Consider the following 13,261-nt stretch of genomic DNA (forward strand, 5'->3'; position numbering starts at 1 on the left):
ACTTCTGAATTTAAATAATTTTTAGCAAAACTAAAAATAAAAATTTAGTAATTAATGAAATAATTCTAGAGAACTAGACAATATTAAATTGGTTAGTATAGTATATAAATGTTTGTAAAAAGAGTCTCTAAAAAACATAAAATGAAACAACACCAAAAGATAAAAAAGGCGCATGAAAAAATATTTACATATAATATAAAAAAAGAATCTGTAAAATGTTTTACAGATTCAAAACAAATTAAGGTTAGCAAATATACAATACATCACCATATCCATTATAGTATACTGTTTTATAGAACTGTATATAATACCTAAATTTAGCTGAGTATTTGCCATAGTTATAATTATAAAATACTCTATCATAATGCCAACCTTTTTTCTCGTATTTTTTCATTATTCTCTTTAATCTTTTATTAATGATTTTTGATTTCTTTTTAGATACCTTATTCATTTTTTTCTTGGACCATTTGTATTTTAATTTCAAGGATCCTAATCCAATGGTTTTCCACTTTTTTGTTGAATACACCTTATCATAAATGCTAGTTAATTTAGAATTTTCTTTATTGACTGACACGGAAATTATAGGCTGATTATTAGATACTGATAATTTAGATTCAACAGGAAACGCAACAGAGCCATTACTTACCATAGATACACTAAATTCATCACTATAAACAGCTAAACAATCATCATTCCCACCATCCACAGAAACAACATCACTAGAAGCATTTAAAACATCATATTCATTGGAAACAGATAAACAATCATCATTCCCACCATCCACAGAAACAACATCACTAGAAGCATTTAAAACATCATATTCATTGGAAACAGATAAACAATCATCATTCCCACCATCCACAGAAACAACTTCACTAGAAATAGATAAATTATCAGCACATTCTACAGTAGATAACACAGATTCATTGTTCGTGATATTTTCAGCAGCACAGACTGTAGAAATAGCTAATAAAAATATCGCCAATACTACACAAAAATATTTAATATTCATTATTTTCCTCCTCTTTTGAAGCTTAATGACCAAACTCCAAATTTATAACATGATTGTTATATTTATATAATTAATAATATATAATTTATCCACAACTGAATCTCTTTTAAAATTGTGTTTTCAGTTTTCATCCCATAACTGTCTGATAATTTTAAAAAAAAAGGAAAATAACTTAAAATAAGTCGAATTTTGCGATAAAAAAAATTAATTCAAAAAAGAAAAAAAAATTTGTAAAAGGATAGTAAAAAAATTACTATCTAGAAAATGATCATCAACAAATCTATTTGATTGCTAATTTTACATCTTCAGCTTTTACGGTTTTTCTGCCTGCGTGGCGAGCAAATCCTACAGCTTTTTGTGCGATTTCGTTACCGTAGTCTTCGATTGCTTCGGTTAAAGCGACTTTTGCATCATCACTTACTCTTTGTGCACCAGCATTTTTGAGGACTCTGCCTACAGGAGCAATTGGTAATTCACTCATTTATTACACCTCACATTTAACTTGGTTAATAATAGTTTTAATTTGCTTATATATAAATCTATTGTTTTTACATCGGTGATTTTTAAAAATTACAACAAAACTACCTATGTTATTTTAACATAAATAGTGACACGAATATATAAGGAAATGTTTTTCACACATCGGCCTAAATAAAAAAAGTATAAATTCTGTTCGAATATAACAGAATTAAAAGAAAAAATTAAAATTAAAAGAGATTTAAAGCAATTTTTATTTGTTCATCAAAATCTCTCTTAAAGTGTCTATATCTGCATCAACCTGTGTAGGTTGTGTACATGCATCAATAGCAGTGTTAGGATCTTTAAGTAAGTGTCCAGTAACTACACAAGTGATGGTTTCACCTTTGTCAATTACTCCTTCAGCCACAAGTTTTTTAAGACCTGCAATGGAAGCTGCTGAAGCTGGTTCGACACCAATTCCCTCAGTTCTTGCAAGTAATTTCTGTGCATCAAGGATTTCATCATCAGTTACTGTTTCTGAGTAACCGTTTGAATCATAAATAGCATTTAAAGCCTTTATATCACTAACTGGAGCACCAATACGTATTGCGGTTGCAATGGTTTCAGGATTTTCTACAGGTACAACCCGCCTGTCTCCTTTCTTAAATGCATTTGTAACAGGACATGCGCCTTCCGCCTGAATACCTGTCATCATCGGCAGATCTTTAATGAATCCTGCATCATAGAATTCACTGACTCCCTTCCAGATTGCTGAAATGTTACCTGCATTACCAACAGGTAAAATAATTCTGTCAGGAGCTTGCCATCCTAAATCACGGACAATTTCATAACCAATGGTTTTCTGTCCTTCCAGCCTGTACGGGTTAATTGAATTTAATAAGTAAAGATGTTTTTCTAATGCAAGAGCAGTCATTGCCTCAAGAGCTTCGTCAAAGTTACCATTAATGGACATTACTTCAGCGCCATGGAACATTGCCTGTGCCAGTTTTCCAAGTGCAACCTTACCTGACGGCAAGAATACGATACAACGTAATCCTGCACGTGCAGCATAAGCTGAAAGTGATGCGGAAGTGTTACCTGTTGAAGCGCAACCTACGGTATGGACTCCCAATTCCATTGCCTTTGTCATACCTACGGTCATTCCCCTATCCTTGAAACTTCCGGTCGGGTTTGACCCTTCTACTTTAACATATAGGTTTACTCCAAGTTCTTCACCCAATTTATCGCATTTGCAGAATGGTGTTCCCCCTTCATCAAGGGAAACTATTTTTTTCTCATCTACAGGAATGCATTCTTTAAATTTCCATAAATTATCTCTTCTACCATCAAAAATGTCTTTTGAGACATCTATCTCATTGACGAGTTCAAGTACTGATCCACACTTTTCACAGGTGTAGATTACCTCGTCATCATCATATTCTTCTCCACAAGAAACACATCTTATCATAAAAAATCACTATCTATATCTTTTTAATTAATTTTATATAAAATTTAATATAAATTCGGCAATCGGAAGGGTCAAATAAGCTTCAACAAAACCTGCAATTGCCATCAGGATTGAAGCAATGACAAGCAATATTATTGCCTGTTTTAATTTGACAAAGCTTGCATCAAATGAATTTGACAATAGCTCCCTAACAGGACCATTGTCTTGCCCATGCAATGTTTTAATGAACTTGAACAAGAAGCTGAATAATACAAAGCCTGATGCGCAAGCAAGGATGCATGATGAAAACTCAAAAATGCCGTGAGGAACTATCAAAAGCATTGTCACAAACAAATCATCAGTTGTGGCAACATAGTAGCCAGCAAAAAATCCATTGAATCCGAGTATAACTGCCGAAAAGAAGCATGTAACTCCAAATATAAACATCGAAAATACGATCTTGATATTGTTGGAAAATATGCTCATGAAAGTCAATTTAATTGTGCCCTGTTTAACATTCTGAGCCAATTCCTCAACTATCGGGTTAAAATAGCTATACAAGTAAGGCTCTAAAAGATAGCCCAATATCAAAGATACGAATAAAATAGCTATTGCTGCATAAATAGCCAATTTGTTTTCACAAAATGCTGATTTGACTTCTTCAAGTATCATATCAATGTTTTGGCAATTTCTGATGCCTCAACCTGTTTTTCATGCAAATCATCCATGAACTCTTCCATCAGCTCAGCGGTTCTGACCTTGCACTCACCGCATCTTAATGTTCCGTTCAAGCAGTCATGTCTGATTTTTTCAAGCTCCTTATCGTCATCAATGAAATGGTATAGCAGCATTTCATATATCACGCACTTGTCGACTTCACCGCCCAGTTCCTCTTGCTCCTTCAGGGTTTCTCTTCCACCGGTTTTTGCAGACTTTACCTTTTTAACGGCGGTTTTAGTATCATCATTAAGATAAATTGCGGTTGCAGGCTTTGAACTGCTCATCTTATCACCGGTCAGGCCTGTAAGGAATCTGTGATATGTTGAAGCGGGTGATATGAATCCCTCTTCCTCATTGAGCTTATGTGCAATATCACGTGTCAATCTGATATGAGGGTCCTGGTCGATTCCAACAGGAACAACAACCTTTTTCGGACCTCCGAACTCTTCAATCTGCGGAAGTAAAATGTCAGCAACCTGGAATAAAGGCGCCTGTACATGAGCAATATTTGTTGAGTTTTCAAATCCATAAATAGCTTTTAATTGACTGAAATTAGTTTTGATTGAAGCTTTGAATGCCAAATTCTTTAACAGATTATTTTGGGATTGCAAATAAACATTCACATTGTCCCTTTCAAGGTCAAGACCTAATGCAATCCAATTAGTCAGATATTCGTTTACAGCAATTTCACGACCTTTTTCAAAGCTCATGTCACGTGCCGCATAGGCTTCCAAATCAGCAATCGGCAAGGAAAGCATCGCTCCCATGTCCTGATACCATTTTATCTGGTCAACAACCATTTTGTGACCTATGTGCATTTGTCCACTTGGCATCATACCGGTTACAACTGCAAACTCCTTATTCTGATTTATTAAATTAACAACTTCATTGAACTCCCTATGTCCAAAGATTACTCCTCTTTTCATCAGTCTTTGAGGGTTTTTCACATCTCCTATTACATCTGAAATCTTTCCAATACCAAATTGATTTACCAATTTATCATAATCTAGGCTGAATGATGCCCATGGATCAATTAAATCTGCCATTTTTTCACCACTATCTATGTTAAATTAAATTTACGATTAAAAATTATTATAGTAAATATAAAAGCATATTAAAATATAAATGATTTCTTTAATTAAACTTATGGTCTTGTCCATTCAACATTGTAGTAGGTTATGTCAAAGTCCTCATCAACAATTGCCAAAAGAAGTTTCTTGTTAACACCATGTGAAACTCTTACATAACTTGCAAAATCAAGCGCATTAATGTCATAATTCTCAAAGATTATCTTTACCAGATAATCAGAATGCCCCTGACCCGGACCGCCTCCACGATTATACAATCTGAATTCAGTACCATATTTAAAACCAGTTTTAATAACATAACCACGGTCTTTTAAATCACGATAAACAACATACTTTCCATAAAGTTCCTGTTCTTTAATAAGGTCAATCAAATAGCCTATGCTGCATTTGACGTCATCTTCATAGATATTCAAACGACCTTTTTCCTGCAAATAACAAGCTTCAATCAATGAAAGGTGAAGAAAATCTGATTCGATTTTACCAAATTTACTTTTTTCATGTAAAGCTATTGGTCTTTTGCTTCCTTCTTCAATTTTAATTGAAACAATATCATTAGATAAATCTCCGCGCATTAAAACACCAAAAAAGAAATAAATTATATTTAATGCTTATTATTTTGAAAAAAATATTATATAAAATTTTTGTAAAAAAAAGAGTTTAAAAAGTTAAACTCTGATAAAAATGTTATTAGCCATTTCTGCAGAAATGTTTAACTCTTCATCATTAATATTGACTAGATAGCTGTCAGTCAGACTATTCTCAACATATTCATATTTTAGAGGTTGACCCACTTTAATGCCCTTTTGAGTAATATCATCCAATAAATCGTCATTTCCACGAATGAAAGAAATAGTACCTTCAGTATCTCCAGTTAACTCTGAAATTGATAATAAGTTAAATTTCCTATTCATGACTTGATCAAAGTCTTTTTGAGAGAAACATTCTTGACAACTGCCGAAATCAAAATCACATGCAGGGATTACATTTTCATTAGGGCATAAATCAGGATGATGCAACATGGTACATATTGCCCTTTCCGCTTCATCAGATAGGGTATGCTCCATCTCACAGGCCTGTTCATGAATATTTTCTTCCTTAACTTTCAATATGTCCAATAAAAATTTTTCCAAAATCCTATGTTTTCTAGTGATTTTTTGAGCTATTTTCATCCCTTCATCACTCAATGTAGCTCCTTTATATGGAGTGTATGTAATGTAACCAAGATCTTCTAGTTTTTTAAGCATTTGAGTTACACTTCCCGGTGCAATGCCCAAATCTTTTGATAATTGTGTTGTGGAAACCTGTTCCCCATTACTTCCATTACGGTAGAGAACCTCAAGATATTCCTCAATGTTTTCACTTATTTTATCTTCAGTCATGAAAGTCACCTAAATTTATATTAGTATATTTTATATAGGTAACAGTATAAAAGAGTTTTGGTAAACCTAAATAAAAAGAGAAAAAAATATAAAAAAAACAGAAATTAAAAAAAAATAAAAGAAAAAATAATTAGAACGGTAAACTAGCATATTTACTGTGTAAAGTAAATGATTTAGTATTCCAATTATTTATTACTCCAAATGAATTTCTAGAACTGGTAGGATCTACACAGGTCCATACACCGTCAACCAATACCTGAACCCATACGTGACCGTATGTACTTCCACTACTGGTGAAATAACAAGTTCCATGAACATATCTTGCTGCAATACCTGCTGTCCTATACATAGAAACCAACAAGTGAGATTGGTCCACACAGTTTCCGCTACCATATGATAATGTGCTTGCAGCACCGTATCTGGTGTCGGAATAGAAACTGTATGAGATTTCATCCCTTACGTAATTAAATATAGCTACTGCTTTCTCTTTGGTTGTGGTTGCTCCACTTATTACCTTACTCACAGTGCTTTTAATTGCGGAATTGGTAGTTGGACAGTTAGTTGTGGCTTTGAGATATGCACTTACATCGGATAAAGTATTTTTCTCATTCAAACCGGAACCGGCAATTGAAACTGTACTGGTTCCAGAGCTTGTATCACTACTGGTAGTTCCATAGACGACCATTGAGTAATTCGGCAATTGTCCATAATTACCATAAAATGCCAATATACGTGAAAATGTATCGACAACCTCATAGTAAATGATGTCACCAACTGCAGATGATGAATAGTTCGGAGCCTGATTGTTTTTGACTATATAATTAGCCAAGTTTTTAGCTACAACCAGATAATCCTCCTTATACAATTCCTCGTTAAGAGTATCTCCAAAAGGAGATTCAGGATTTGCAACACCTCTGATGATAGTGATATCATTATTATTTGAATTACCAAGTTGATAAATGGCCTGTGACATAAGATATAAGAATTCAGGAGCAGTGAAAGTCTGTCCTCCTGCACTGACACTACTTAATACCTTTTTGTTAGTCTCATAATATGATTTAACAGTTTTTGCACCAGCTATAATATCATTAATGGATATGGTAGCTGATGATGAAGAAGTATTTGTAGTTGTAGTGGTTGAAGCAGATGCTGGAGCGACTTCAGTTGTTGCATCGGTTGCATCATCGGTTGTTGTGGATGCAGCAGATGCAAAAGGCTCAGAAGATGCCAAATATCCTGATAGAGATTTGAAACTAACAAGATTAGTAACACCCCATCTGAATATAATTACACCGGATCCTTTACCATTGATTGCAGCTTGTGAATCTTCCTTGATTTTAGAAGAAGGCAATTTAGCAGTATTTTCATCAGAATAATAACCTTGCAAACCTGCCCATACTTTGGCACCATTAGAATTGTCAACAAACCATTTTGTAGTGGTTTTAATCCATGAAGTGTCGGAGTTATAATTACCTTTGTAAATCATAGGAATAACTACATCCATATATTTACTGAGTGTAGCCATGTCCTGACCATAATAATACTTATTGTCAGTTGTTTCCGGCATTAAAGCACATGAAACGATTAAGTTTGAGTTAACTCCATGAACAGCATTTGAAATTTGTTTTGCAAAACTATTAATTGCTGAAGTACCTCCGGAAGTTGCATGTGCATTTCCAGGATATCTTATATAATCTATATGTACCCCTGAAACACCTTTAATATTAGCATATTTTTTAGCTTCTGTTATTTTCTGATTAAAGAATGCCTGGTTTGGAGCACCGTTTTTAACAGGATTGATCCAATCACCATCATAAAATGCCTGCATCCAGATATGGACTCTCATTCCTAATTTATTGGCACTGGAAATCCATGATTCAACAGCAGACTGACCATGAGCTGTCAACGCATAGAAATTCAAGAACAAATCAGTGGTTCCCTGAGAAGCCAAAGTGTTCAGATTAACATTTTTCATATCAGATCCGAAAACCCAGTATCCGTATCCATTTGAAGAAACCTTTTTAGTAACTTCGACTTTATTAGATCCTGATGAGGAAAGATAATCATTGTCACCATAGAATTTAAAGGTAACAGTGTAAGTTCCCGGATTCATACCTACATTGAATGTCGCATAACCACTTGAAGATGTGGTAGCAGAGTAAGTTTTAGAGTTAACATATAATTTAACAACTTTGCCTGCTAAAGCCTGACCATTTGAATTTTTCAATAGAACCTTATATGTATTTGTACCTTGATAGAAAGAGGTTCCACTCTTCCATACTACAGAAGTAGCATCTCTTTGCTTAACTGTTATGGCAGTAGATCCAGATGCTGATTTAACCTTAGAACTGCCGCCAAATTTATATGACATGGTATATTTACCAATTTCCAAATCTATTGGTAAAGATATGTAACCATAAGCATTAGTGGTTTTAGAATAAGTCTTGCCGCCAACATTAAGAGTGACTGTTCTTTTACCTAAAGGAACATCGCCTGCACTTAAAACAACTTTAAACGGAGTGTTTGCACCATGACCAAAGGTGGTTGTACTTTTAACTGTGAAAGTAGATTCCTTGGTGGTTATAACATATACTCTGTCCTTTGCACTGGATTTTTTATAAAATTGGTTACCAGCAAAGCTGTATGTTACAGTATGCATTCCTGCACTCAAAGATGGCAATTTAAGTTTAGCATTACCATAAGCATTTGTTTTTGCTTTGTAAGTTTTTCCATTAATTTTGAAAGTAATAATTTTTCCTTTTCCTGGGGCATAGCCATATCTATTGAGCAATTTAACTTTGATTTTTTTAGTGTCACTCTTAAGGAATGTGTATGTGTAAGTGGTTAATGAAGTGCTTGAATATGAAATAACCTTAACCTTATTTGTTTTTGTCAAACCATCCCTGTTATAAGATATTATTTTATAAGTTCCTTTCTTAAGGTCTTTTAAAGATAAACTGGCTACACCGTTACTATCTGTTTTAACATTGTAAGTTTTTCCATTGATCTGGAACTTGACGTATTTTTTAGCGAGCACTTTACCATTACTTTTATAGAATGTTGCGGTGAATTTTCTACCGTCAGTATAAATCTTATAAACATTGCTTGCAGTAATGGTGGATAATATTTTAAAGTTATTAGTTAAGCTATATCCAGTTGCAGGATTAACCGCAACAATTTTATAAGTTCCAGGATTAAGATTTACAGCTAAAGAAGCCACCCCATTCGCATTAGTTTTTTTGGTGTATGAAACACCGTTTACAGTAATTTTAACATCAGTATTAGCTAATGGTTTACCATAGGCATCTAAGAAAGTTGCGCTATATTGAGTGCTTCCTTTATAATATTTAGTAATATCCTTTGCAGTGATTGTCTTAGATACATCTATTTTTGAAGAAACGTCACCTTCACTTACTACATCGATATTGGATGCTGAAAGATTGGTGACCCCATCATCACTACTTGAAAGAGTACTACTGTTCGAGTTAGTTGATAAAATATTTGAATCTTCAGATTCTAAAACTTCTTCACTTGATAGAGAAACTTTAGATGAACCATTATCAACATTTGAATCACTTGATACAGAAATTTCTGATGAATCAGCAGTATTCTCCAGTGGGACTGATACATCTGATGTGTCATCTACTAAGTTAGTAGCATACGAATCTGTAACATTAGCATCACTTGCTGAAATAGCGCCAACTGTCAAAACAGCTGCGAGCAATATTAACAAAGTGAGCAATATTTTTTTGTTCAAAATAATTTACCTCCATAACAATTTTTTTAAACATTGTGAGAATAGACTCACAGTACCTATATTTATTACAAATATCTTATATAAACCTTTTTATTAACTAAATCCAATTAAATGAGTTTAATTTCTAAAAATAAAGTTAAAACTTTATGAAAATTGACTATAAATCAAAATTCTTTTTGAATTTGACTATAAAATGATTTAATGAAATGAAATAATTTTTAAAGTAAAGTAACATTATAAAACTAAAAATCATCATTCTAATGAGTATTATATGAAATAGGACATGATAAAAAGTTATTTAATTTAAAATCATCGATTAAAGTTTAATTAGAATAAAAAACAATGCATTTAATAAAGTATCTTAGAAAATAAGCATGAAAAATAAAAAAAGAAAAATATGTAAAATTTTTAAAAATTTTACATCATAGGAGGCATTCCGCCCATACCTCCACCCATACCAGGCATTGGAGGCATACCGCTGTCATCATTTCCGGTCTCATCAGGTCCGGTAGAATTTAATGCATTTCTTGCTGCAATCATGTCATCAATACGTAAGATCATTTCTGCAGCTTCACCAGCTGATTGAAGAGCTTGGATTTTTACTCTTAAAGGTTCAATTACGCCAGCTTCCTTCATGTCAACCACTTTGCCTTCAAATACATTAATTCCAATGAATTGGTTGTCTTCGTGAGCAGCCTTTAGATCTGCAATCAAGTTAATGGTATCCAAACCTGCATTTTCAATTAAGGTTCTTGGAATAACTTCTAAAGCTTCAGCATATTTTAATATAGCTAATTGTTCTCTTCCACTTACGGATTCACCATATTCTCTTAATTGTTTTACCAAATCGATTTCACAAGCTCCTCCACCAATGAGAACTTTACCTTCTTCAATGGTTGCTCCGACTACTCCTAAAGCATCGTCAATGGCTCTTGCGATTTGTTCTGTAACGTAACGGGTACTTCCCCTTAAGACAATTGAGGAAGCTTTTGGATTTTCACATTCTTCGATTAAAGTTAATTCGTGATCAAATATTTTGTCAAGATATACATGGCCTGCATAACCTAATTTATCTTCGGATAAGTCTTCAATATCAGTCACAAGTTTTGCGCCGGTAGCCTTTTGGATTCTTTCAATGTCAGATTTTTTAACACGTTTGAAAGCCATGATTCCTGCTTTTTTAAGGTAGTGTTCTGCCATGTCGTCAATACCTTTTTGACAGAATAGCACATTTACGCCTGAATCGAGAACTTTGTCAACTAGCTCCTTAATCATGTCTTCTTCCTGTTGGAGGAATGCTTCGAATTGGTCAGGACTGGTTATGTCAATTTTGGTAGTGGTATTCATGTCTTTTAATTCAAGAGGATATTTCATGATAGCAATTTTTGCATCCTTAACATCTTTAGGCATGTTTTTGGATACTGGAGCTTTATCGATGATAATACCTTCAGCCAAAAATGAATCCTCTACGGAATCTCCTGAAACCCTTTGGATATTAATGTTGTCAATATCAGATTTGCCGTCTTCCTTAATTCTTAATGCAGCTTTTACGACAAGATCTGCTAAGTGTTCTTTTGCATAATCTGAACCTTTACCGCTCATTGCAGTAATTGCCACTTTTTTAAGAGTTTCTTCATCATCAGCATCAATTGCGATTTCTTTTAATAACTCAACTGCTTTTTTAGTTGCATTTCTATAACCTTTAACAACAATGGATGTTGCAATTCCATCTTCCAACAACTCTTCAGCTTTAGCTAATAATTCACCAGCAATAACAACAACAGAAGTGGTTCCGTCTCCAACGATTTCTTCTTGTTTTTTAGCTGTTTCAACAAGCATTCTAGCTGCAGGTTGGTTGATTTCCATTTCTCTCATGATAGTTGCACCATCATTGGTGACAGTTACATCACCTAATGAACTAGTTAACATTTTGTCCATTCCTTTAGGACCGAGAGTGGTTCTTACAATACCTGCTAATACCTTAGCAGCTGTGATATTCATTCTTAAAGCATCTCTTTTTGAATATCTTTCAGTTCCTTCAGGAAGGATAAATATTGGTTGATTTGCCATTTAATAATCACCTTAAAATTTTTTTTAAATAAAATATAAAACTAAGTTTTTATACATTAATAAATAGGTAAGAGGTAATATAAAAACATTGCCCATTAAAGTAACTTTAGGTGTGTTAATGTACGAAAAAATTATAAAAGAAATCAAATCTAACTTAGGCGAAAATAAGGATTTAAACAGACAATACCTATCAAGCCAAATAGAAGTTTATAAGGACCATCCCTACAATAAGGAAATAATAAAAGAAATCTCCCGCATGATGTGGGACTGCTTGAGCGACGATGAAAAGCAGGAATTCATTGAAATATCCGAAAGGGAAAATCCTATACTTGACATATTAAATGACATTTATTTTGATATTGAAAACGGCAACTATGAAACTCCCCTAAAAAAGCTTGATGAGTTCATGCAAACATTTCCTGCAATGTTTGAAGACGACAAGGTAAGTGAGTACCATTACTTTACAAATCCTCTCGAAGAGCTAATCTTTAGAAAATATATCGGATTGAAAAAGGAATTGCGATATATCCCGGACAATCAGCCCCTGCTTGATTTGTATTATGTTTACGGATTTTTGCTTCTTGAGTCAAAGCAATACGATAAGGCGGAGGAATATCTGAAAAAGGCCATTAAGATCAACCCTGTTTCATCAAGAATAATACTGGAATTGACCGAAATATATAAAGTTCACACCTACACCTTCAATGAATATGTCCTTCGCACATCCGATGCGCTGAAATACGCCTATTACCCTCAAGACATTGCAAGATGCTACAGAAATCTGGGATATTATTATGTGGAGGAAAACCAGATGGAAACCGCACTGGCACTATACATCTACAGCATGGAGTTTGAGGCAAGTCCCCTTGCATATGCCGAAATCAAATTCATCCAGTCAAAAACAGATAACATGGAACTGTCCCTGAAGGAATGCACCGACATCATTGCAGGCAAAAATATCCAATTAGGACCAAATCCATTTATTTTAGATGCATTGAACGAACTGATTGAGGAATACGACAAAAATAAGTTGTATAATCAATTGCTATACTTTTTAGAATTGAAATTCAATTTGGACAACAGCAGCGAAACACTTGAAAAAATAAATGAAACTAGAAAAAAACTAGAAAACTAAACTATTAATAATATATAATATATATAATATAACAGGTGATTTATAATGTGTTCAAGTGGAGGGCCAATGGCCGATATTGATTTAAAAAAATTGAAAACAAAAAAATATCATTGTAAAGACTGTGGAAATTCCTTTAAAGGACTTGGAAAAAAAGTTGTTTGTCCATCTTGTCAAAGTGAAAACGTGGAACTTGC

Annotated in this window: 10 protein-coding genes; 1 reads left to right on the plus strand and 9 read right to left on the minus strand. The window is 33.7% G+C overall.

The genetic code is table 11. From position 1 onward, the window contains the following. Positions 1–244: 244 nt before the first annotated feature. The 9 genes from E7Z79_RS07600 to thsA form a co-directional block, all read right to left on the minus strand. The gene (locus tag E7Z79_RS07600) at positions 245–1,012 is read right to left on the minus strand and encodes a hypothetical protein (RefSeq protein WP_303739363.1); all 768 of its coding nucleotides are present in this window, start codon (positions 1,010–1,012) and stop codon (positions 245–247) included. A gap of 280 nt (positions 1,013–1,292) precedes the next feature. Next, the gene (locus E7Z79_RS07605) at positions 1,293–1,493 is read right to left on the minus strand and encodes a histone family protein (RefSeq protein ID WP_292801799.1); all 201 of its coding nucleotides are present in this window, start codon (positions 1,491–1,493) and stop codon (positions 1,293–1,295) included. A gap of 249 nt (positions 1,494–1,742) precedes the next feature. Beyond that, a complete protein-coding gene (gene thrC / locus E7Z79_RS07610; RefSeq protein WP_303739364.1) occupies positions 1,743–2,939 on the minus strand; it encodes a threonine synthase in 1,197 nt (398 codons plus the stop codon). Positions 2,940–2,972: 33 nt separating this feature from the next. Further along, the gene (locus E7Z79_RS07615; RefSeq protein WP_303739365.1) at positions 2,973–3,590 is read right to left on the minus strand and encodes a stage II sporulation protein M; all 618 of its coding nucleotides are present in this window, start codon (positions 3,588–3,590) and stop codon (positions 2,973–2,975) included. Beyond that, complete coding sequence (locus E7Z79_RS07620; protein WP_303739366.1) at positions 3,587–4,684, minus strand: tryptophan--tRNA ligase; 1,098 nt, start codon at positions 4,682–4,684, stop codon at positions 3,587–3,589. The genes E7Z79_RS07615 and E7Z79_RS07620 overlap by 4 nt, the downstream gene beginning before the upstream one ends. A gap of 98 nt (positions 4,685–4,782) precedes the next feature. Then, the gene (endA, locus tag E7Z79_RS07625) at positions 4,783–5,298 is read right to left on the minus strand and encodes a tRNA-intron lyase (protein WP_303739367.1); all 516 of its coding nucleotides are present in this window, start codon (positions 5,296–5,298) and stop codon (positions 4,783–4,785) included. Between the two features lie 93 nt (positions 5,299–5,391). After that, positions 5,392–6,105, minus strand: coding sequence for a metal-dependent transcriptional regulator (locus E7Z79_RS07630; RefSeq protein WP_303739368.1), 714 nt, complete (start codon positions 6,103–6,105; stop codon positions 5,392–5,394). 130 nt (positions 6,106–6,235) lie between these two features. Continuing rightward, positions 6,236–9,862: a transglutaminase domain-containing protein gene (locus tag E7Z79_RS07635; protein ID WP_303739369.1), complete on the minus strand. Its 3,627-nt coding sequence runs from the start codon at positions 9,860–9,862 to the stop codon at positions 6,236–6,238. A 417-nt stretch (positions 9,863–10,279) separates the two neighbouring features. Beyond that, positions 10,280–11,932: a thermosome subunit alpha gene (gene thsA, locus E7Z79_RS07640; RefSeq protein ID WP_303739370.1), complete on the minus strand. Its 1,653-nt coding sequence runs from the start codon at positions 11,930–11,932 to the stop codon at positions 10,280–10,282. A 118-nt stretch (positions 11,933–12,050) separates the two neighbouring features. Here thsA and E7Z79_RS07645 point away from each other — a divergent pair, with 118 nt between their 5' ends. Further along, positions 12,051–13,067 carry a tetratricopeptide repeat protein gene (locus tag E7Z79_RS07645; protein WP_303739371.1) on the plus strand — a complete coding sequence of 339 codons (1,017 nt, stop codon included), beginning with the start codon at positions 12,051–12,053 and terminating at the stop codon, positions 13,065–13,067. The last annotated feature ends 194 nt before the right edge of the window (positions 13,068–13,261 follow it).

Source organism: Methanobrevibacter thaueri (assembly GCF_015062905.1).
GTDB lineage: Archaea > Methanobacteriota > Methanobacteria > Methanobacteriales > Methanobacteriaceae > Methanocatella > Methanocatella thaueri_A.

Excerpts from the sequence above, each read along its gene's own strand:
- E7Z79_RS07600 (WP_303739363.1), bottom strand. The coding sequence starts at position 1,012 with ATGAATATTAAATATTTTTGTGTAGTATTGGCGATATTTTTATTAGCT.
- E7Z79_RS07605 (WP_292801799.1), bottom strand. The coding sequence starts at position 1,493 with ATGAGTGAATTACCAATTGCTCCTGTAGGCAGAGTCCTCAAAAATGCT.
- thrC (WP_303739364.1), bottom strand. The coding sequence starts at position 2,939 with ATGATAAGATGTGTTTCTTGTGGAGAAGAATATGATGATGACGAGGTA.
- E7Z79_RS07615 (WP_303739365.1), bottom strand. The coding sequence starts at position 3,590 with ATGATACTTGAAGAAGTCAAATCAGCATTTTGTGAAAACAAATTGGCT.
- E7Z79_RS07620 (WP_303739366.1), bottom strand. The coding sequence starts at position 4,684 with ATGGCAGATTTAATTGATCCATGGGCATCATTCAGCCTAGATTATGAT.
- endA (WP_303739367.1), bottom strand. The coding sequence starts at position 5,298 with ATGCGCGGAGATTTATCTAATGATATTGTTTCAATTAAAATTGAAGAA.
- E7Z79_RS07630 (WP_303739368.1), bottom strand. The coding sequence starts at position 6,105 with ATGACTGAAGATAAAATAAGTGAAAACATTGAGGAATATCTTGAGGTT.
- thsA (WP_303739370.1), bottom strand. The coding sequence starts at position 11,932 with ATGGCAAATCAACCAATATTTATCCTTCCTGAAGGAACTGAAAGATAT.
- E7Z79_RS07645 (WP_303739371.1), top strand. The coding sequence starts at position 12,051 with ATGTACGAAAAAATTATAAAAGAAATCAAATCTAACTTAGGCGAAAAT.